17 protein-coding genes, 1 tRNA gene and 3 pseudogenes are annotated in these 20,571 nt (G+C 50.6%); 9 read left to right on the plus strand and 12 right to left on the minus strand.

What is annotated here, in order from left to right:
• The first annotated feature begins 7 nt into the window (after window positions 1-7).
• The 5 genes and pseudogenes from NBA72_RS08230 to NBA72_RS08250 all read left to right on the plus strand — a co-directional run.
• On the plus strand, window positions 8-592 hold the full coding sequence (locus NBA72_RS08230) for a fimbrial protein (protein ID WP_039590871.1): 585 nt from the start codon (window positions 8-10) through the stop codon (window positions 590-592).
• A 14-nt stretch (window positions 593-606) separates the two neighbouring features.
• Window positions 607-1,215, plus strand: coding sequence for a fimbrial protein (locus NBA72_RS08235; RefSeq protein ID WP_001080417.1), 609 nt, complete (start codon window positions 607-609; stop codon window positions 1,213-1,215).
• Window positions 1,216-1,230: 15 nt separating this feature from the next.
• A complete protein-coding gene (locus NBA72_RS08240; protein WP_023200969.1) occupies window positions 1,231-1,824 on the plus strand; it encodes a fimbrial-like protein in 594 nt (197 codons plus the stop codon).
• A gap of 23 nt (window positions 1,825-1,847) precedes the next feature.
• On the plus strand, window positions 1,848-3,077 hold the full coding sequence (locus tag NBA72_RS08245) for a fimbrial protein (RefSeq protein WP_001522214.1): 1,230 nt from the start codon (window positions 1,848-1,850) through the stop codon (window positions 3,075-3,077).
• Between the two features lie 342 nt (window positions 3,078-3,419).
• Window positions 3,420-3,554 (plus strand): annotated as a pseudogene (locus NBA72_RS08250) (hypothetical protein); the annotation flags it as partial.
• Between the two features lie 104 nt (window positions 3,555-3,658).
• Here the strand turns inward: NBA72_RS08250 and NBA72_RS08255 are convergent.
• The 7 genes and pseudogenes from NBA72_RS08255 to NBA72_RS08285 form a co-directional block, all read right to left on the minus strand.
• Window positions 3,659-3,829, minus strand: a pseudogene (locus NBA72_RS08255) (transposase); the annotation flags it as partial.
• Between the two features lie 50 nt (window positions 3,830-3,879).
• Window positions 3,880-4,038, minus strand: a complete 159-nt coding sequence (locus NBA72_RS08260) for an Arm DNA-binding domain-containing protein (RefSeq protein WP_342365454.1) — start codon at window positions 4,036-4,038, stop codon at window positions 3,880-3,882.
• Between the two features lie 418 nt (window positions 4,039-4,456).
• Window positions 4,457-5,230: a hypothetical protein gene (locus NBA72_RS08265; RefSeq protein ID WP_042948574.1), complete on the minus strand. Its 774-nt coding sequence runs from the start codon at window positions 5,228-5,230 to the stop codon at window positions 4,457-4,459.
• A gap of 224 nt (window positions 5,231-5,454) precedes the next feature.
• The gene (locus tag NBA72_RS08270; protein ID WP_024797508.1) at window positions 5,455-6,180 is read right to left on the minus strand and encodes a retron system putative HNH endonuclease; all 726 of its coding nucleotides are present in this window, start codon (window positions 6,178-6,180) and stop codon (window positions 5,455-5,457) included.
• Window positions 6,177-6,386: a hypothetical protein gene (locus NBA72_RS08275; protein ID WP_129541163.1), complete on the minus strand. Its 210-nt coding sequence runs from the start codon at window positions 6,384-6,386 to the stop codon at window positions 6,177-6,179. The genes NBA72_RS08270 and NBA72_RS08275 overlap by 4 nt, the downstream gene beginning before the upstream one ends.
• Window positions 6,383-7,574, minus strand: a pseudogene (locus NBA72_RS08280) (AAA family ATPase). Before NBA72_RS08280 ends, NBA72_RS08275 begins: the two are co-directional and overlap by 4 nt.
• A 134-nt stretch (window positions 7,575-7,708) precedes the next feature.
• A complete protein-coding gene (locus NBA72_RS08285; RefSeq protein WP_223228506.1) occupies window positions 7,709-7,876 on the minus strand; it encodes a TA system toxin CbtA family protein in 168 nt (55 codons plus the stop codon).
• A gap of 370 nt (window positions 7,877-8,246) precedes the next feature.
• Between NBA72_RS08285 and NBA72_RS08290 the strand changes: the two genes are divergently transcribed.
• The gene (locus NBA72_RS08290) at window positions 8,247-8,591 is read left to right on the plus strand and encodes a hypothetical protein (RefSeq protein ID WP_000120776.1); all 345 of its coding nucleotides are present in this window, start codon (window positions 8,247-8,249) and stop codon (window positions 8,589-8,591) included.
• Window positions 8,592-8,907: 316 nt separating this feature from the next.
• Here the strand turns inward: NBA72_RS08290 and NBA72_RS08295 are convergent.
• Window positions 8,908-9,002 (minus strand) — tRNA-Sec (locus NBA72_RS08295).
• 287 nt (window positions 9,003-9,289) lie between these two features.
• Between NBA72_RS08295 and NBA72_RS08300 the strand changes: the two genes are divergently transcribed.
• Window positions 9,290-10,672, plus strand: coding sequence for a glycoside-pentoside-hexuronide family transporter (locus NBA72_RS08300; RefSeq protein ID WP_023181611.1), 1,383 nt, complete (start codon window positions 9,290-9,292; stop codon window positions 10,670-10,672).
• 11 nt (window positions 10,673-10,683) lie between these two features.
• The gene (yicI, locus tag NBA72_RS08305; protein WP_042948572.1) at window positions 10,684-13,002 is read left to right on the plus strand and encodes an alpha-xylosidase; all 2,319 of its coding nucleotides are present in this window, start codon (window positions 10,684-10,686) and stop codon (window positions 13,000-13,002) included.
• Window positions 13,003-13,104: 102 nt separating this feature from the next.
• On the opposite strand, the gene NBA72_RS08310 is transcribed toward yicI, so the two are convergent.
• Window positions 13,105-14,814, minus strand: coding sequence for an AsmA family protein (locus NBA72_RS08310; RefSeq protein ID WP_000766650.1), 1,710 nt, complete (start codon window positions 14,812-14,814; stop codon window positions 13,105-13,107).
• Window positions 14,815-14,934: 120 nt separating this feature from the next.
• Window positions 14,935-16,326 carry a xanthine/proton symporter XanP gene (gene xanP / locus NBA72_RS08315; protein WP_000115428.1) on the minus strand — a complete coding sequence of 464 codons (1,392 nt, stop codon included), beginning with the start codon at window positions 16,324-16,326 and terminating at the stop codon, window positions 14,935-14,937.
• A 227-nt stretch (window positions 16,327-16,553) separates the two neighbouring features.
• Between xanP and gltS the strand changes: the two genes are divergently transcribed.
• Window positions 16,554-17,759, plus strand: coding sequence for a sodium/glutamate symporter (gltS, locus tag NBA72_RS08320; protein ID WP_000462250.1), 1,206 nt, complete (start codon window positions 16,554-16,556; stop codon window positions 17,757-17,759).
• A 35-nt stretch (window positions 17,760-17,794) separates the two neighbouring features.
• Here gltS and recG read toward each other — a convergent pair whose 3' ends face one another.
• Entirely contained in the window at window positions 17,795-19,876 is a 2,082-nt protein-coding gene (recG, locus tag NBA72_RS08325) for an ATP-dependent DNA helicase RecG (protein ID WP_042948570.1), read from the minus strand.
• A 5-nt stretch (window positions 19,877-19,881) separates the two neighbouring features.
• On the minus strand, window positions 19,882-20,571 hold the full coding sequence (trmH, locus tag NBA72_RS08330; protein ID WP_001068433.1) for a tRNA (guanosine(18)-2'-O)-methyltransferase TrmH: 690 nt from the start codon (window positions 20,569-20,571) through the stop codon (window positions 19,882-19,884).

Here is a 20,571-nt window from a genome sequence, read left to right on the forward strand (position 1 = left end):
ATAGATCATGAAACGGAATAAATCTGTACTTACCGCACCATTATTGGGGCTGATATTACCACTAGCCAGCCATGGGGCTGCGGCCCCTACCGAAATTAATGTTGATTTTACTGCAACGGTGATTGAGACCACCTGTAATTTTATTATTGATACTGCCGTCAGCCCGGCTGTTAAGGAAAATACGCGTAATAGTCAGTATACATTGACTATACCTAATGTTTCTTTGGATAAAATCATTAGCGAAGACCCTGCGGCGCAGTCTAATTTTACGCTGAAGACTGATAATTGCAGCCCTGGGATTTCTGCCATTAGCACAAAAATCACCAGTTCCGCAGGACGCACTGGCAACCTGATTAACAACAGTCTGTCAAACAGTACTGCGGCAACTAATATCGGCATGGGTTTTAAACGCCAGAGCGATAGCGGTAATAACTTTATTACTCCGGATAACGCCACGACTATCACATGGAGTTCTGATGAAAGGTCGGCAGGTTTACCCTTGACCGTTGCCCTGCGCATCGTTAACAGCAGTGGTACAACGTCTACCGGTGAGTTTGAGTCTACCGCCACCTTCAACTTCACCTATAACTAACAAGGATGATGATAATGAACAGGAAATTACTCGCCGGGATGGTTTTTGGTAGTTTATTAAGCACAGGAGTTGCTTCTCCAGCCTGGGCCGGAACCTCAACCCTTGATCTCAAAGTAAAAAGTACTATCGAAGTAGGTACCTGTACTGCGGCTATCTACGACGGTACCACTCAAACCAACACTATCGCACTGGGTAACGTGCCAGTTTCACAGGTAGTGAACTATCAAAGTAATGCAGGCAAAGCTTTTAAAATACGTTTTTCTGATTGTTCTGGTTTGCCAAACGGCAAGGCTAATCTGAAAATTGTTAAGCGGGCCAATGGCTGTGCAGGAGGCAACTCAAACCAGGCTGGTTTTGCCAATAGTACAGCCGCTGCAAGTGGTGGCGCTACGGCTACGGCCCTGGAGCTATGGACGGGTAGCTCGGCAGGTCAGGGAACGCAGTTCCACTGCTACACGCCGGACACCACCACACAGGAGATTAATGTCTCAGCAGCAACAGGTTCTACTACGGTTGATTATGATATGAGCGCCAGGTTAGCCATGCCGTCGGGTAAATCCCTGGCTGATATTCAGGCGGGGTCATTTCTTGGTGAAACCACCTTTATTATCTCTTATAACTAAGGCTCTGGAATAGCCATGCTGACGCGCAGACAGTGTTATTTTCTATTTTGTTCAGGGCTGGCAACGGCCTTTTTATCGCGACCGGGATACGCCGACCATAACGTCGATGTGACTGCAACGGTGATTAATAATACCTGTCGGTTGGAAGTCAATGATAACGGTGTGGTGCGACTGCCCACCGTTAAGCTGGACTATTTCTCGAATGAGATTACAGCTGAAACTGATTATGCCGGGGGGCAAAACTTTACTCTGCGTCTGGTTGATTGTCCGGTCAGCGATGATAAGATTTCTCAGGTGTTATTTACCTTTTCCCCGCAACAGGGAGCCTTGCCTGCGGATAACTTACAGGTATTTGCTAATGAGTTAGCGCAAAATAAAGATGGTGCGAAAAATGTTGGCGTGGTGATTTTTTCCGCTCAGAGCAACGCTACACGTTTTAATGTGCTGGATGTCAATGGGATGTCAAAAGCTATCTATAGCTTGCCGGATAGCAATTACAGTAATTCACAGTGGACATTCTACGCCCGGATGCAAAAAATTGTCAGCATGGAAGATGTGTCATCAGGGCTGGTAACTGCCAGAGTGCTGGTGAATATATCTTACCAGTAAATAAAAACAAGGATGATAAAATAATGACGATTAAATTTCGCATGTTATGTCTGTTGTTGTCGACTCTTTCTTTATTTTCACAAGCCTCCTATGGATGGTCTGTTTTTGTTGGAGATTATGGCAACGTAAATAGTAGTAATATTTCAAGCAGCATCAGCGATATCACTGTAGATTTCAACCCGACAACTTTTGTAAAACCTCTGGCAATGCATGAAGGAAACGGTTTACGGGAAATTGCCGTGACGGATGCTGCAAGAGATCTTGATCCTCATACCGGCCTGAGTTGTAATAAAGATGGTAACGAAGGTCAGGCTGATTTGCATCATGGGTATATCGATTCTGGATTAACTTATAATGGCAATAAGCTCTGGAAGACAAATATTACCGGGCTCTATTTTGCTCTTGAATTTACTAGTATTAACTTTGGTGGGCAATATTACAGTGAGCAATTTTGGGTCAACTGGGCCAGCGGTGATAGTGCAGCTAAATCCTTTAATATGCATACTATAATGGGGGCCGATCAGCGTACAAAAGCTGGAATGTGCGATAGGGCTACCAACTGGAAGTATTATGCCTATGGTGGCATTGTTTTATGGATTAAATATCATATTTATATTGATGATAAATTTAATCCTAATGGCGCAACATCCCTCCCCATCACTTTTCTGAAAAGTAGTATATATGATCTTAAATTTAATACACCGTACACCTCAGATGCTGCGCAGCATTCTGTGAGCTACGTGTTCAATAGTGGTACACTGAATATCAATTATCCAACCTGCACAGCCAGTGCCGTTACCGGTGAGGGCGTTAGTAATGCTACCGTGCCGTTTGGACGTGTTTCTGCTGAAGATATTGTTAATGGAAGCACGACGATGCAGAAAACATTTTCTATTGAACTCAGTAACTGTAAGTATGTTAAAAACCTGAATGTGACGCTGGATTCTACCAATATTGGTACAACAGATAAAACTTTACTAAGTAATACATTGACGAGTAGTGCTGCCAGTGGGATTGGTGTAATGATTGAGGGGGAGAAGAACCCACTCAGCACCAGCGACTGGACATTGCTCAAGCCCAGAGACAGTACTTCAGTTTATAAATTTACCAATACACCTGATTATACCAACAGCGATATTGGAAATAGTACCCAAACAATGAATTTTCGGGCTACCTTAAAACAGGATGGCAGTAATGTTATCAATGCAGGTGAATTTAAAGCTACGGGTAGATTTACCATCAACTATCCATAATATCTTTACCTGTAGATCTACTACTGGGGCAGGAAACATATTCGATAGAGCCCGGTGTTAGATCTTTTTCATAAAGATGGTCGTTCGGTATGAATGACCTCTTTATTGTATATAAATTCCATGTCGCTATGGGGAAAATTCTTTGTCACGATTGATATGTATATGCATGTAGGCACCTCAATAGGTTGGCTTATAACAAATAATGGCTATGTCAATAACCGGATTGCTACACACCAAAAATAATATCATATGGTTATTGACGTCAATGGTTCAATCAGCCTGATAAGCGTGCGTTGGAATATCATGAGTAAAATAGAAAGAAGTATATAGAAGTTAAATAATATACCGCCTTTAGAGTATATTTCAATTTATCGTGCTCAGAGATTATTGAATTGTGAGCCAGCAGATTAACTTCATCGGCATGATATTGGTGCAATAAATCGTTGTTTGAGGATAGCAGAAACAAATGGAGCATTAGGGTGTGTCCTTAACCTAACAATCGCCTCAAAAACAATCTGATGGCTCCCGGCTTTAACATGCACTGGTAGTTACTTGCTGTTTTCTCTGAACGTGTCGCTGAGGCGTGCAGGTAAATCCCGCCATGGAGCGCCTGAACAAAGCACCCAAAATATACCATTCATAACGTGTCGATGAGCAAAGTAAGGACGTCCACCTCTGGAAGAGCCCCTTTCAGGTGGCAACATAAGGGAAATGAGCGCCCACGCTTCTTCAGGGAAATCGTAACGAGCCAAATTCAGTGACGCTTTGTAATCAAATCATGCGCCAGATTGTACAAAAATAGTTACGGGACACACCCTGGCTTGATGGCTTCGTTAATAGCCACATCCGGCCATGTTCCAGATGTGGGGCTTTTCTCCTTCCCCTCTATTCGGTACTTCCTCCGCCAGCACGTTGACCCCGTTGGATTCACCAGCAAAAAGAGCCCCTGCCGATAGAAAATTTGTAAGGTTTACTACGGTTTCAAAGTGATATTATTATTTGATTATTAATGATTTTTTTCTTTTGGTGGCATGTCATTTTACCTCCAATAGTTGGTATGCCCAATTGTGCCCCCAAAGGCATATTGATACCAATAGACTCCGGTTGACCTCAGAATACAAGGAATGCTTGATATATAAGGAATTATAAAGGGTTTTGTTGACGTCAGGAGAGTTCAGAAGAGGCAAACTGGCGGAGATCACAGGAGTCGTATTCAATGGTTAACTTATTGATTTAAAATTGATTTTTTGTGTTGGATAAATGAGTGCCCCCCATAAGCACCCCCAAATGATTTTGCTTGTGGAGATTGGGGGCATTACGCGCTGTTTTTTTAGCCTTCATTGTCACTTGATCAATGAAGGCAAGAAATGTGAGTAAACTTAGTCATCTGTCTCTTCAACGCTAAAAGCGTGAAGAGTTCTAAGAGTATTTTCAGTGCACCATGCAGGATTTTCCTTGCTCAAGATTTCATCATAAATGGCTTCACTGAAGGGTATCGTGAGTAAAAAAGAAGCTTTTTTACCTTCAGTAGGTACTATCGGTTTACCACTGCTCACCCAATGCGCTTCAAGTCGGACATTCAGATTTTGCCATTCCACTCCTTTACGAAGTCTATCTTTTTTAAGTGAATAGAAAAAAGCTGATTTACCGTTTGGCGTCGGATGGTTATCCATTAACATCAGAAGAAGCGGGATTCCCCAGTCTGGCATATAGCTATAATGCCAGATCCCAAAACTATCAGCGATTCTGACCAAACGAATGAATGACTTTTGATCAAGCTTCCCTTCTCCTCCACGTAAATACCTACAAACTATCCACGCCTTGCAGAGGTTATCAAATTGCATGAATCGATTTCGGCGAGATGCAGCAATTTCTGTTGATGCTGTTCTGTCATTCCCGGAAAGGCCACCGAAACGTTGAGATGTAGACCCAAGAGGGCAAAATTCGCCGTTATCAGGCGGAGATGAATGAGAGAATCTGGGGCTATAGTCAGGATTAGGAGTAACTAAGCCACTATCATGAACTCTTTGCTCACATGCGATACAACGTAATGAAGGGTACTTGTCTCGTGAAATACCTTTCACCCTTTGTGCAAATTCTTCGATATTGATCTCAGCCCAACAACCCTGCTCCAAAATTTCTGCTTTGTCCATAATACATTAACTATTGCTGAAGTATAACCGTGAGGGAAATTAGAATTGCAGGTTAAAAATGAACCAGCAAGCAATTTTTGCTACTAATACTGTTGTACACTCTCTAATCACATTTTTTGCTAATAGCCGCGTTAAGTCAGAGATAAAAACAAACGCGCCTGCTGGGAGTAGCTGGCGCATTATGCAGTGAAATAAAGTTGAGGGACCAATCAGGAATAGTGGTGTTAAATTAATGCTGGGGCGTGGATCTGTAATACCTGTTCAGCTTCTTGCTGGAAAAACTGGCGTGTAATGCTGAAGAATTCATGCAGTTTATGATCTGGTGAAGGGACCAGCTCAAGCTGAAGTAATTGTTGCAGATCCCAGCCTTTTTCAATATGTTCCTCAAAAAGCTGTTCCAGCTCTTCCCAATGATTACGACGTTCCGTTTGAAGGAATCCGCTGTTCAGATTTAGTAGATCAATGGTGTACTCTGCCCTCTCCATTTCCTGGGCATTTAGCTCATCAGCCGGTACTATTCGGCCATCAGAAAGGTAAGCAAAATAACGAGAACAGTCAGGGAGGTGACAATGAATAAAATTTGCCATATCCACGGCCTCTTGTTTTCCTCTTGCGTGACCGCCGAAAGCGTTGATACCAAACAGGTGCAAACCATTCTCAGAGTCTAACGCGCTGGCGGCGAGATTTTGATAATCGAAGGTTCGCCCTGGCTGCTGACTTTTATTTTCGACGTGTTCAATGTGATAGCCGAGGCCACGCAAATCAGCACGGATTTCGCTGTAACAGCAAAGGTGATATTGCTCATTGAGAAGCAGAGTCATTAAGGCTGCTTTATTCTCACGACCAAAGCGCTGCCAGCGACGAGTTGATTGATCTGAATTTTGTGGTGGTTGCTCATGTGCAGTGAGTAAGGCATCTGTTCCACGTCGGGTTTTTATCACATGCCTCATTGCGCTTTCCCTTTCAGCATGTTCTGCCGGGCAATGCTGCGCTGTAAGCGTTGGAGTTGTGGATGTTGATCACCCAGCGCCACCTGTAATGCAGCCATCAGTTGCTGTGCTTCTGGCTCGTCGTACTTCCCTTGATCTACCCAAGCCGTCAGCTTTTGTAGGTCAGCCTTCTCCTTAATCGGAGGTTGCGGATCGACACCCATCACACTTTGTAGCACGTCGTTACTCGGCTCGCCGTAGGTCGCTCCGAGCGGCATCAACGCTTTCCCGTTGCCATTCTCATCCTGCTCAAGCAGACGAATGGATTCACGTTTTACCGTGCTGATAACCTGCGGGCTATGGGTAGTGACAATAAACTGGATTAGTGGAAATGCGCTGCGCAAAGACTGGATAATTTGCTGCTGCCAGGCTGGGTGCAGGAACATATCGACTTCATCGATCAGCACAATCCCCTGTGTTTTTAAGGCGGCTTCATCGCGTAAATGGGGGTTGAGTTTGACACAGCGAAACGCGATATCCGCTACCATCGCAACCGCATTACGCAGGCCGTCGCTGAGCTGGGATAAGGGAATCTTACCGTGCTGTGGATGGTTCATCACCAATTGCTGGTTATGGCTGGAGCTGTATTCCAGATCGTGCCAGCCAGTCACTTCCTGCGTCAGACAGTTAATGGTTTGCTGGATGGCTTGAATAGCTTCTTTCATCCGCTGAACACGAACACCTTCTTTTAACTTTGCTGAAGGTGATTCAAGTTGTGTGATTTGATGTTCACGGTAGCTAAGCCATAACCAGCTATACCATTGTTCAAATTGCTTATAGTTTGATGTGGCAGAAAGGCAATCGTCATAACCAGACAAACGTGAAAAGACGCTGTTATCCAGACGCTGTTCAGTAGGCTGTGCCTCATAACGTTCCTGATACCACAAGCGAGCAGTCCCCAGATAAAGCATTAGGGGAAGTTCAACCTGCTGCAAATTATGCTCTTCACGCACCAGCGTCTGAAGTTGTTCACCCCAACGGGTAAGCTGCGCCGCTGTCTTATCTTCATGCGGCGGCTGTTCTCCTCGCTTGTCGAGCATCCAGGTTGCCGTTTTTCCACTTTCCCATTCCCCGGTAGCCGTAATCATGGCCGGAGACGACATTTCCATGTTCAGCGCTTCGGGGCGGAAAACCAGACGTACATCTTCTGTACGGATCGCCAGCGATTTATCTTTTACGTAGAGGCTGGCATCAAAACCACGAATAAAGGGAAACAGCGCCAGGCGTATCGCATCCAGCACTGCCGTCTTGCCCGCGCCATTCGGTGCAACCAGAATCGTAATGTGCTCATCAAAAGTAATATCGAGCTGTCTGAAGCAACGAAAGTTAAGCAGTGAAAGTTTGTCGATTCTCATTACACCAGCCTCACCTGTTTTTATGTTTTAGTATAATAACATCTCTTGCCTGCAATATTGCCCGCTTTAAGCGGGCAAAGGTTACGCCTTTTATCACGTTTTAACTATTTATCCTGTTGATTAACATGGTTTTTCTAAGGAATTAATAAAATCCTTTCCTGTCGTGTCCGTAGAATATCGACAGCCTGGAGACAAGGTGACTGTTGCTGGTAACCATATTCTTTGCGATCGATACCAACTCGTTCATGTTTTTTCTTCAGAAAGTTACGGCATCGACAAACGTAGCGCCTGCGTTGATAAATGTAAGGCTATAGTGCCGTTCAATGAGTAAGCTGCGACGTTACTGCTCGTATGAACACCATCCACCCTTATGATGTGAGCCTGTACCCCCATGTGGATGTTGACCCTTTGGGCAGGCAAGCGCACCGGATGATGCCGTGACAGTAATAAAAGCGATAATCATCGCTGTAAATAATCTCTTCATATATAACTCACATTAATAAATAGAACATATTACTACCTACTACAGAATACGCATACTTGATACGGACTTAGGGGATAATATAACGCGTACTTTAGTTTAAATTCTATCCTTCATGTGGCATAGGTTATCAGGATAGGTTTTCGTTATGAATTTTATCTGGGATATTGAAGCAACATATTGGGGGGGATATGAGTTATAAATATGTTGGTAAGCATGGCTGTGATGTTGCATTGCGGATGGGCTATAAAGAATGCCCCGATGAAAATGCTTATGGTGATGCCTATTATATTAAAGATGGGTTAAAATGGATATTTAATATAACAGGCTTAAAAAAACGGCTTGGCGTATACAGCGACGACGATCTCCGTAAACAGAACTATGATGTAGATACCTATTATCGAGTTGAAAACCAACCGGAAGAAAGTGCAGATGATGAAATGCAATCGCTATATCATAATTTAGCGGTAGAAGAAGGAGAACCCGTGTATCTGGAGGGAGGCATGTATCTTTATCCGGATGGCTCTATACGTTGATCTCATAATTTTGGCCTGGTAAGCGTATCTCTTTTGAGAAAGGATGAGCCTGTAAGTATGACCCACAAGTTCGTTTGGTGATTAGTTAAGTCCCGCCCGCGTTAGTCCTGGCGTACTTTTATCCCTTCTTTGCAGACGATATCCCACAATAAATGGACGTTCGGTTTTAGCAATCGGTAAATGGTGATTAATAAAATAATATTCCACTTTCTCTATCCACCTTTCCTTTCGTATTATATGCAAGAACTAGTCTTAATAATAAGCAAATACTTTGTCCCGAAATAGAGGACGAATGGTGGGCATGAGAGAAGGATGTTGGCGGAAGATCACAGGAGTCGAACCTGCCCGGGACCGCTGGCGGCCCCAACTGGATTTGAAGTCCAGCCGCCTCACCGGAGACGACGATCTTCCGCGCCTCGATTGCTACATGGAGGCGCGCGCATTATAGCTACTTCCTGGCGTTTCCACATCCCCTCCCGTGCTTTTTTAACTTCCCTTTCCTTCTGCCATGATCGGTTTCATATAAACCCCCATAAAATCCATTAGTTACATTTCATCACACTTTTTGGCGCTACCCTGATCACAGAAAACAAGAATCGTAATTTGATAACCAAATAACGGAATATTCACGCTCGCAGGGAAGGTTTACAAAAACTGTAACCGGTATCAGTGAGCGTTGTAAGCGTTAAGGATGCGTAATGAAAAGTGAGATTCTCTCCGTTAAGGAGAAGATTGGCTATGGTATGGGCGATGCCGCGAGCCACATCATCTTTGATAACGTCATGTTATATATGATGTTCTTCTATACCGATATTTTCGGCATTCCCGCTGGTTTTGTTGGCACCATGTTTTTACTGGCGCGTGCGCTTGATGCCATCTCCGACCCTTGCATGGGCCTGCTGGCCGACCGTACCCGCTCTCGCTGGGGCAAATTCCGACCCTGGGTGCTGTTTGGCGCGTTGCCGTTTGGTATCGTTTGTGTGCTGGCTTATAGCACGCCGGATCTCAGTCTGAACGGCAAAATGATTTATGCCGCCATCACCTACACGTTGCTCACCCTTCTGTACACTGTGGTCAACATCCCTTACTGCGCGTTGGGGGGGGTAATAACCAATGACCCAACGCAGCGTATCTCCTTGCAATCCTGGCGCTTTGTGCTGGCAACGGCGGGCGGAATGCTTTCTACCGTACTGATGATGCCTCTGGTGAAACTGATTGGCGGCGAGAATAAGGCGCTGGGCTTCCAGGGGGGTATCGCGGCGCTCTCGGTGGCGGCGTTCCTGATGCTGGCGTTCTGCTTCTTTACCACCAAAGAGCGCGTTGAAGCGCCTGCCACCCATACCTCCATGCGTGAAGACCTGCGTGATATCTGGCACAACGACCAGTGGCGCATAGTCGGCCTGCTCACCATCCTGAATATTCTGGCGGTATGCGTGCGCGGCGGGGCGATGATGTATTACGTCACCTGGATATTGGGCAAACCGGGCGTGTTTGTCGCCTTCCTCACCACCTATTGCGTCGGCAACCTGATTGGCTCGGCGCTGGCAAAACCGTTGACCGACTGGAAATGCAAAGTGAGCGTTTTCTGGTGGACCAATGCTTTACTCGCAGTAATCAGCGTGGCGATGTTCTTCGTACCGATGCACGCCACGATCGCTATGTTCGTTTTTATCTTTGTGATTGGCGTATTGCACCAGTTAGTCACGCCTATCCAGTGGGTGATGATGTCTGACACCGTCGACTACGGCGAATGGTGTAACGGCAAACGCCTGACGGGGATCAGTTTTGCCGGCACGTTGTTCGTGCTGAAACTGGGTCTTGCCCTCGGCGGGGCGCTGATTGGCTGGATGCTGGCAGGCGGCGGTTACGACGCGGCGGCGAAAACGCAAAACAGCGCCACGATCAGCATCATCATCGCTCTGTTCACTATCGTTCCGGCCATCTGTTATCTGCTGAGCGCCGCGATCGCTAAACGCTACTACACCCTGAAAAGCCCGTTCCTGAAAACCATTCTGGAACAACTGGCGCAGGGCGCACACCGCAACGAACAAGAATTTACCCATAAAGAATTGCAAAACTAAAGGAACAGACTATGAAAATTAGCGACGGAAACTGGCTGATCCAGCCTGGCCTTAATTTGATTCACCCGGTTCAGGTGTTCGACGTTGAACAGCACGGGAATGAGATGGTGATCTATGCCGCGCCGCGCGATGTCCGCGAACGAACCTGGCAACTGGATACCCCGTTGTTTACCCTGCGCTTTTTCTCGCCGCAGGAAGGAGTGATAGGTGTACGGATGGAACACTTCCAGGGCGCTTTGGATAACGGCCCACATTATCCGCTCAATGTCTTGCAAGATATCAACGTAGAGATGCAGAACAACGCTGAATTTGCCGAACTCAAGAGCGGCAGCCTGAGCGTGCGCGTCACCAAAGGCGAGCTCTGGTCTCTGGATTTTCTGCGTAACGGTGTACGTATCACCGGTAGTCAGTTGAAAAATAACGGCTATGTGCAGGACACCAATAGCGGGCGCAACTACATGTTCGAGCGTCTGGATCTCGGCGTGGGCGAAACCGTCTACGGGCTTGGCGAGCGCTTTACCGCGCTGGTGCGTAACGGTCAGACGGTGGAGACCTGGAACCGCGACGGCGGCACCAGCACCGAGCAATCGTACAAGAATATCCCGTTCTATATCACCAACCGTGGCTACGGTGTGCTGGTGAATCATCCGCAGTGCGTGTCGTTTGAAATTGGCTCCGAGAAAGTCTCCAAAGTTCAGTTCAGCGTCGAGAGCGAGTATCTGGAATACTTCGTCATCGACGGCCCGACCCCGAAAGACGTGCTGAACCGCTATACCCAATTTACGGGTCGTCCGGCGCTGCCGCCCGCCTGGTCGTTTGGCCTGTGGCTGACCACCTCATTCACCACCAACTACGACGAAGCGACCGTTAACAGTTTTATCGACGGTATGGCCGAGCGCAATCTGCCGCTGCACGTCTTCCACTTCGACTGTTTCTGGATGAAAGCTTTTCAGTGGTGCGATTTTGAATGGGACCCGGTGACTTTCCCCGATCCGAAAGGGATGATTCGCCGCCTGAAAGCGAAAGGGCTGAAAGTCTGCGTGTGGATTAACCCCTACATCGGCCAGAAATCCCCGGTCTTCCAGGAGCTGAAAGAGAAAGGATATTTGCTAAAACGCCCGGACGGCTCCTTGTGGCAGTGGGATAAATGGCAGCCGGGACTGGCGATTTACGACTTCACCAACCCGCAAGCCTGCGAATGGTATGCCGACAAGCTGAAGGGCCTGGTGGAGATGGGAGTGGACTGCTTCAAAACTGACTTCGGCGAACGCATTCCAACGGATGTGCAGTGGTTTGATGGTTCAGATCCACAGAAAATGCACAACCATTATGCCTACATCTACAACGAACTGGTGTGGAACGTGCTGAAAGAGACCGTCGGCGTTGAAGAGGCGGTGCTGTTCGCCCGTTCCGCCTCGGTGGGCGCGCAACAGTTCCCGGTGCACTGGGGCGGCGACTGCTACGCCAACTACGAATCGATGGCGGAAAGCCTGCGCGGCGGGCTGTCCATCGGCCTGTCAGGGTTTGGCTTCTGGAGTCATGATATTGGCGGATTCGAGAATACCGCGCCGGCGCATGTCTACAAGCGTTGGTGCGCATTCGGCTTGCTCTCCAGCCACAGCCGCCTGCACGGTAGCAAATCCTACCGGGTTCCGTGGGCCTATGACGACGAGTCCTGTGACGTGGTGCGCTTCTTCACCGAACAGAAGTGCCGGATGATGCCGTATCTGTATCGGGAAGCGGCGCGTGCCAACGAAGCCGGTACGCCAATGATGCGGGCGATGATGCTGGAGTTCCCGGACGATCCGGCGTGTGATTATCTTGATCGCCAGTACATGCTGGGAGATGCGGTCATGGTAGCGCCGGTGTTTAGTGAAGCGGGCGACGTGGAGTTCTACCTGCCAGAAGGCCGCTGGACGCACCTGTGGCGCAACGATGAAGTGCAGGGCAGTCGCTGGCATAAACAGCAGCATGGCTTCCTGAGCCTGCCAGTGTACGTGCGTGACAATACACTACTGGCGCTGGGCAACAATAGCCAGAAGCCCGATTACGCCTGGCATGAGGGTACGGCCTTCCAGTTATTCCATCTGGATGACGGTTGCGAAGCGGTCTGCGAAGTCCCTGCTACGGATGGTTCGACAATCTTTACGCTGCAGGCGAAACGCACAGGCAATACCATTACGGTGAGCGGCGAAGGCGAGGCGCGCAACTGGACGCTGTGTCTGCGTAATATTACGCAGATTAGCGGTACCAAATGCGGCTCATATGCGGGAAGTGAACTGGGCGTAGTGATCACCCCGCAGGGAAATGAAGTGGTGATTACGCTTTAAATCTGAATCGCCGGATGGCGCCGTGAGCTGCGCTTATCCGGCCTATAAATGAGCAAGAACCGTAAGCCCGGTAAGCGCCATCGCCACCGGGCAAGCCCTCAATTACAGCGCTGGCTCCGTTGACGTAACTTCCCCGCCGGACACCACGCCCGCTTGCATCGTTTGCGTTATCTGCTGCTTTTGTGCGTTGACCGCGTGTAATTGCCCATTTACCGTCGGTTTCAACGGCGCATCGGCCTGAATATTGCCGCTGGCCGTGAGCTGAATATTGCCATCGCCAGCAATCGGTAATGTCGGCCAGCCCCACTGCTGTAGCACATCCATTGGTACGCCGCGTCCGTTCAGGCTGATTTGCGTCTGACGCTGCGGCAGTTGCGATACGCTGGCAGTGGCTTCCAGTATCCCTTTTCCAGTAAACGCGCTCAGATCGCTGATGTTGACCGTGCTGGCATTAGCCGTCAACGACAGCGACGGGCGGCGCACATCCACACGGTTAAAGGTTGCCGCTGCGGCGTTGAGGGTCGCATTGCCGCTCCAGACGCCCCATTGATGATGTTGTACCAGCTCCAGGTTTGCGCCGTAGCCGTCCAGAGCGGTGATTTGCCACGGGAAGGCCGGGTCGATATCAATCACCAGATTGCGGCTGGCGCTGAATTTTTTCAGCGTCAGGCTGTTCAACCAGTCGGGCAACGGCTTCATCCATAACTGCTTCCAGTTTTCCGGCAGCGTATACTCCAGCCCGGCGATAGCGGTATCGTCCAGAATAAGCGCTTTGCTCTCGCGTAACCAGGCACCGGAAGTTCTGACCATACCGCCTTCCCAGCGGGTGGTGAACTGGCGTAGCGCAACGCCCTGTGGTGAAAATTCGGCGTTCAGGATTGGATCGAGCAAGTGCAGCGAGCCGTAAATAAACTCGCTGGCGTTCATCGATAATTTACCTTCCTGACTTTGCCAGTCTTCTTTGCGCAGAGTCAGATTGCGCAAACTCAGGTCAAGATCGGTGACTGCCCAGTCTGGTCCTTGCAGGCTGGAGTCCGTCACTTCAAGACGACCAATCTGCAAAGATGGAACCGTAGTAAGCGGCGCGAAAAACTCGCTCAGGGATTTATCGCTTTGTAACCGAATATCATTCAGCCGCAGATTTTCAACGACCCAACTACCGTCAGCGTTACGCCGGGCGACGCCGGTTAACGCTCCGCGCGCCATATCGGCGCCGACGGTGTTTAACATCACCTGATTATGGTCGATACTGCCTTCAATAAGCACATTAGTGGCGGGAACGTCGTTTAACGTCAGCGAACCAGCGCTCAGTTGGATCTGGGCTTTATTGCCCAATACCCGACCGGCTTCGGGGCGCCAGGGCATAACGCCGCCGTTAACGCGCTGGGCGCTCAACCGCCATTCGCTGCCGGGACTATTGAGCGCCATATTGCGAAGTTGCAGGCGGTCGGCCTCAAACGGGAAAGGGGCGGTTTGCACTGAAATATTCAGCGTGCCGTCCTGTAACAGAATCGTGTCGACATGCAGCGGCGCGGTTAACTGGCGAATGCTCAGACCGATATCTACGGTTTTCGCGACCAGGGTAGCAGGCTGACCATCACGACCAAAGGTCACATTCTCCAGTAAAAGATGGGATGGGGCGGAAAAACGATGATCCATCACGTCGAATGTGAGGTGATAACCGCTGTTCTCTGATACCCAGTTGCTGATGTGATCTGCGCCCCAGCGCGTTTGCAGCAGAAAATAAAAGCCGAAAATCACCACTAAACAGGCGATCAGCACATAGAGAAGCAACCTCCCAATCAATTTCATGGTCTTCCATCCCGTGAAATGCACATAGGGGATTTATGCACGATTTGCGTGCAATCCTCAAGACAGGAATGGTGAAAGAGCGTTACAGCAGCGGCGAATCGTGTCGCCGCCGCAGGGTTTTTACGGTTTTTCCGGCGGGAGAATCAGGTTCAGCACGATAGCCGTGATGCCGCCAGCGGCAATTCCGGATGAGAGCAGATTTTTCACCCATTCCGGCGCGAACTGCAGGATCTGCGGCTGTTGCGAGACGCCAAGACCCACGGCCAGCGACAGGGCGATAATCAGAATCGCGCGGCGGTTCAGTGGCTCACGCGAGACAATACGCACGCCGGAGGCGGCAATGGTGCCGAACATCACCAACGTGGCGCCGCCGAGCACCGGTTCCGGGATATGCTGCACAAAACCGCTTACCGCCGGGAACAGGCCGAGCACAATCAGCATCAGCGCGACGACAAATCCCACATAGCGACTGGCGACGCCGGTCAACTGAATTACGCCGTTGTTCTGACCGAAACAGGAATTCGGGAACGTATTAAATACCGCTGAAACAAATGAGTTCAGGCCGTTAGCCAGTACGCCGCCCTTTAGCCGTTTCATGTACAAGGGGCCGGATACCGGCTGCTCGGAGACATCAGAGGTGGCGGTGATGTCGCCGATGGTCTCCAGCGACGTAATCATAAAGACCAGCATCAACGGCAGTAACAGGTTCCAGTCAATGCCCAGACCATAATACAGCGGGGTCGGCACCATCAGGATGTCCTGTGAGACCGGCGCGTTATTCTCAGGCAACATGCCCATAAACCAGGCCAAAAGATAGCCAGCCGCCATGGCAATAACCAAAGAAGCCACGCGCAGGTAGGGATTACGCTGCCGATTCAGCAGGATAATAATGGCCAGGACGACGCCGGCCAGCAGCAGGTTTTTCGGTGCGCCAAAGGTGTTGTCGCTCATTGCGGCATAGCCGCCGCCGATGGAGGTTAGCCCCACCTGAATCAGCGACAGGCCAATAATCATTACCACGACGCCGGAGACTAACGGCGTGATAATCCGGCGCGCCAGATGTAGAATGCGAGAAAGCACCATCTCGGTGCAGCTTGCCAGCATCAGCGTGCCGAACAGCGCCGCCATCATCGTCGGGACATCCGCGCCGCCGGTTTTCAGCGCGGTACCGCCCATAATCAGCGGGGCGACAAAGTTAAAACTGGTTCCCTGGATGGATAACAGCCCCGATCCTACCGGCCCCCACGCTTTGATTTGAATAATAGAGGCTACGCCGGAGGCGAACAGCGACATGCTGATAATGTGCTGCGTATCCTGCGCCGGTAAACCCAACGCCTGGCAGATTAACAGCGCTGGCGTGATTACCGCGACAAACATAGCCAGCAGATGCTGACAAGCGGCAAAAAGGGTTTGAGGGAGCGGCGGTCGATCTTCAAGACGGTAAATTAATTCGCTGTTTTGCGTCTGCGCAACCGGTTGCGCATCTGCCGGCTCGATGGCGTTAACGGACATCAGGGACATTCTCGTGGTGGAAAAACGGTGATTTTATCTGACCAGATGGTAAAAGCAAACGATTGCGAGCGAATATTCTTAATATTTAAAAAAGATAAATGCACCTTTTTATATAACTTTTTGCCTTTTTCTGCTTAAAATCCATGCCGAAGACTCGCAAAGAGCTAAAAAACTGACTCAGGAAATGATTTGTGCGCACATGTCACAGCGCACTACAGGAGCTTTAAATGTTTGAACTCGATACCTTATCGACCCTTGTCGCCGCCACGCTGGTGCTGCTACTGGGTCGCAAGCTGGTCCAGTCTGTCTCCTTACTGAAGAAATATACGATTCCGGAGCCGGTGGCAGGGGGGTTACTGGTCGCGGTTGCTCTGCTTGTGCTGAAAAAAAGCGTCGGTTGGGAAGTCAACTTTGATATGACCCTGCGCGATCCGTTGATGCTGGCGTTTTTCGCGACGATCGGCCTTAACGCTAACCTTGCCAGCCTGCGCAAGGGGGGACGCGTTGTTGGCGTCTTCCTGGTCGTCGTGGTCGGATTACTGCTGATGCAGAATGCCATCGGTATCGGCATGGCGAGTCTGTTGGGGCTGGACCCGTTAATGGGGCTGATTGCCGGGTCAATTACGCTGTCCGGCGGACACGGTACCGGCGCGGCGTGGAGTAAACTGTTTGTCGAACGTTATGGTTTTGCCAATGCCACCGAAGTTGCGATGGCATGTGCAACCTTTGGCCTGGTGCTGGGCGGGTTGATTGGCGGCCCGGTAGCGCGTTATCTGGTGAAACACTCCACCACGCCGGATGGAATGCCTGACGATCAGGCCGTGCCGACAGCCTTTGAAAAGCCGGATGTGGGTCGTATGATCACCTCTCTGGTGCTAATCGAAACTATCGCCCTGATTGCTATCTGTCTGACCGTGGGCAAAATCGTAGCGCAGCTACTGGCGGGAACGGTGCTTGAACTGCCGGTCTTCGTTTGTGTGCTATTTGTTGGGGTGATCCTCAGCAATGGCCTGGCGCTGGTGGGTTTTTATCGCGTATTTGAGCGTGCTGTTTCGGTGCTGGGGAACGTGAGTTTGTCACTGTTCCTGGCAATGGCGCTGATGAGCCTGAAGCTGTGGGAACTGGCGTCGCTGGCGCTGCCGATGCTGGCGATTCTGGTGGTACAGACCATCTTCATGGCGCTGTACGCGATCTTCGTCACCTGGCGCATGATGGGGAAAAACTACGATGCGGCGGTGCTGGCGGCGGGTCACTGTGGTTTTGGCTTGGGCGCAACGCCGACCGCCATTGCTAATATGCAGGCGATTACCGACCGTTTTGGCCCCTCGCATATGGCGTTCCTGGTGGTGCCGATGGTCGGCGCGTTCTTTATCGATATCGTCAATGCGTTGGTGATTAAGCTGTACCTGATGTTACCGATTTTCGCGCAATAAGGGTTTGTACGGCGGCATTAAAGCCGCCGTGCTCACTAGGCGTTGGAATAACGTTCGGTTTCCGGCATCCAGCGCTCAATCAGCGCTTGTGCCTGCTGCGGATAACGTTCGTGAATATGACGGGCAATACGCTGAACTTCGGGAATCATGGCTTGATCGCGCAGCAAATCAGCTACTTTAAATTCGGCGTTACCCGTCTGGCGCGTGCCCAGTAATTCCCCCGGGCCGCGAATCTCTAAATCTTTTTGTGCAATCACAAAGCCGTCGTTGCTGTCGCGCAATACCTGTAAACGCTTCTGCGCCGTTTTCGACAACGGCGATTTATAGAGCAGCACGCAGTGCGACGCGACCGCGCCACGGCCAACGCGTCCTCTGAGCTGGTGTAACTGCGCCAGGCCCAGTCGCTCCGGGTTTTCAATAATCATCAGGCTGGCGTTAGGAACATCGACCCCCACCTCAATCACCGTAGTGGCGACCAGCAGATGCAGTTCACCCTGCTTAAAGGTCTGCATCACCGCCTGTTTTTCGGCGGGCTTCATGCGGCCGTGTACCAGGCCGATATTCAACTCCGGTAACGCCAGCTTGAGCTCCTCCCAGGTGGCTTCCGCCGCCTGCGCTTCCAGCAGGTCGGACTCTTCAATCAGCGTACAGACCCAGTAGGCCTGACGGCCTTCGGTTGTGCAGGCGTTGCGCACACGATCAATGATTTCATGGCGACGGGTATCCGGAATCGCAACGGTAGTGACAGGGGTACGGCCCGGCGGTAGCTCGTCAATCACCGAGGTATCGAGATCGGCGTAGGCAGTCATCGCCAGGGTGCGCGGAATGGGCGTTGCGGTCATAATCAACTGATGCGGATGAAAGCCCTGCTGCTGGCCTTTTTCCCACAATGCCAGCCGCTGGTGGACGCCAAAGCGGTGCTGCTCATCGATAATGACCAGCGCCAGCCCGTTAAACTGCACCTGTTCCTGGAAGATAGCGTGGGTGCCGACAATCATCTGCACCTGACCGCTGGCAATAGCCTCTTGCTGCGCCTGACGCGCTTTACCTTTTTGCTTACCGGCCAGCCAACCCACTTCAACGCCCAACGGTTCGAACCAGTTGCGGAAATTATTTGCGTGCTGTTCAGCCAGCAATTCGGTCGGCGCCATCAGCGCCACCTGCTTACCATGAGCGATGGCGCGTAGCGCCGCCAGGGCGGCAACCAGCGTTTTCCCTGAACCGACGTCGCCCTGAACCAGACGCATCATCGGCACATCCAGCGCCATATCACGTTCGATCTCTGCCACCACCCGCGCCTGCGCGCTGGTGGGTTTAAACGGCAACGACGCCAGCAGCTTGTCTTTCAATATGTTGTTGGTACTTAGCGGCTGAGCGTGATAGCGCTGCGCGCCTGCGCGAAGCGCCAGCATACTGAGGTTATGCGCCAGTAGCTCTTCAAGAATAAGCCGCCGCTGCGCCGGGTGTTTGCCGGTTTCTAAATCGGCGAGCTGGAGCGTCGGCGGCGGGCGATGCAAGGTACGTAGCGCCTCCGGCAGGCTCATCATACCCTGCGCCAGTTCCGGCGGCAGTAGTTCGGCAATGGCGCAGGTGTCGAGCAACTCCAGCGCCTGATCGGTAAGCTTGCGCAGTGTCACTTGCTTCACGCCCTCGGTGGTCGGATAGACGGGGGTGAGCGTTTCCTGAAGTTCCGGCGTGCTGAGATCGCCCTGCAGGCGATATTCCGGATGGATCATCTCTGCGCCATACTTGCCGCGCTTCGCTTCCCCGTAGGCCAGCACACGTCGTCCCGTCGCCAGGCTGTTTTTCATCGCCGCGTTAAAATTGAAAAAGCGCATGGTAAGAATGCCGGAACCGTCGCTAATCTGGCAGGTCATCATCCGACGACCGCCGAAAGTGATATTGCAGTTCAGCACTTCACCTTCAACGGTGGCGTAGATGCCAGGCAGCAGTTCGCCAATATGGTAGAGATGGGTACGGTCTTCGTAACGCAGAGGGAGGTGGAGCAGGAGGTCCTGCACGGTATGCAGGCCAATTTTCGCCAGTTTACTGCTTTGCGCTGCGCCGACGCCTGTCAGGGAATTGAGCGGAACAGCGTCTAACAAGCGGCCTAACATGGTGATTACCCTGCCGCCTGCATCGTCGCCCACCAGTCAGCATCGGCGTCGATTTCGCCCTGCTGATTGACGCGAGGATAAGGCAGACCTTTACGTTTAGCGACTTTCGCCAGCACCGGATAACCACCCTCAAACAGCAGGCGCTGCTGTTCATCTTCCGGCAACATGCTATTTTCACGCAGATACATGCCCGCGTTCTGACGCTGGCGCTGGGCTTCATAAAGAATGAGCGCGGAGGCGACGGAAACGTTCAGCGACTGTACCATGCCGATCATCGGAATGATGATGTCCCGATCCGCCAGGGCTAATGCTTCCTGAGTAATACCGGTTTTCTCCTGACCCATCAGAATACAGGTCGGGCGCGTGTAATCAATCTCGCGAAAGTCTACGGCTTTATCAGAAAGATGGGTTGCCAGAATCTGCATTCCCCGTCCTTTCAAATGGGCTACCGCATCGCCAATGGTACGGTGAGTTTTCACCTGTACCCAACTGTTGCTGCCCGCCGCCGCGGAAGCCATGGTGCGCATCCGGCTACCAGGCCAGATAGCATGGACTTCATGGACGCCAACGGCATCTGCGGTACGAATGATTGCAGAAACGTTATGAGGTTTGTGGACTTGCTCCATGCAGACCGTGAGATCAGGCTGACGCCTGGCGAGCATTTCGCATATACGCGCATAACGTTTTGGATTCAT

The organism is Salmonella sp. NW1250, from assembly GCF_051812965.1.
Classification (GTDB): domain Bacteria; phylum Pseudomonadota; class Gammaproteobacteria; order Enterobacterales; family Enterobacteriaceae; genus Salmonella; species Salmonella enterica.

Bases quoted from the DNA above. Each gene is read 5' to 3' on its own strand.
- NBA72_RS08230 (WP_039590871.1), top strand. From the start codon at position 8: ATGAAACGGAATAAATCTGTACTTACCGCACCATTATTGGGGCTGATA.
- NBA72_RS08235 (WP_001080417.1), top strand. From the start codon at position 607: ATGAACAGGAAATTACTCGCCGGGATGGTTTTTGGTAGTTTATTAAGC.
- NBA72_RS08240 (WP_023200969.1), top strand. From the start codon at position 1,231: ATGCTGACGCGCAGACAGTGTTATTTTCTATTTTGTTCAGGGCTGGCA.
- NBA72_RS08245 (WP_001522214.1), top strand. From the start codon at position 1,848: ATGACGATTAAATTTCGCATGTTATGTCTGTTGTTGTCGACTCTTTCT.
- NBA72_RS08265 (WP_042948574.1), bottom strand. From the start codon at position 5,230: ATGGACAAAGCAGAAATTTTGGAGCAGGGTTGTTGGGCTGAGATCAAT.
- NBA72_RS08270 (WP_024797508.1), bottom strand. From the start codon at position 6,180: ATGAGGCATGTGATAAAAACCCGACGTGGAACAGATGCCTTACTCACT.
- NBA72_RS08290 (WP_000120776.1), top strand. From the start codon at position 8,247: ATGAGTTATAAATATGTTGGTAAGCATGGCTGTGATGTTGCATTGCGG.
- NBA72_RS08300 (WP_023181611.1), top strand. From the start codon at position 9,290: ATGAAAAGTGAGATTCTCTCCGTTAAGGAGAAGATTGGCTATGGTATG.
- yicI (WP_042948572.1), top strand. From the start codon at position 10,684: ATGAAAATTAGCGACGGAAACTGGCTGATCCAGCCTGGCCTTAATTTG.
- NBA72_RS08310 (WP_000766650.1), bottom strand. From the start codon at position 14,814: ATGAAATTGATTGGGAGGTTGCTTCTCTATGTGCTGATCGCCTGTTTA.
- xanP (WP_000115428.1), bottom strand. From the start codon at position 16,326: ATGTCCGTTAACGCCATCGAGCCGGCAGATGCGCAACCGGTTGCGCAG.
- gltS (WP_000462250.1), top strand. From the start codon at position 16,554: ATGTTTGAACTCGATACCTTATCGACCCTTGTCGCCGCCACGCTGGTG.
- recG (WP_042948570.1), bottom strand. From the start codon at position 19,876: ATGTTAGGCCGCTTGTTAGACGCTGTTCCGCTCAATTCCCTGACAGGC.
- trmH (WP_001068433.1), bottom strand. From the start codon at position 20,571: ATGAATCCAAAACGTTATGCGCGTATATGCGAAATGCTCGCCAGGCGT.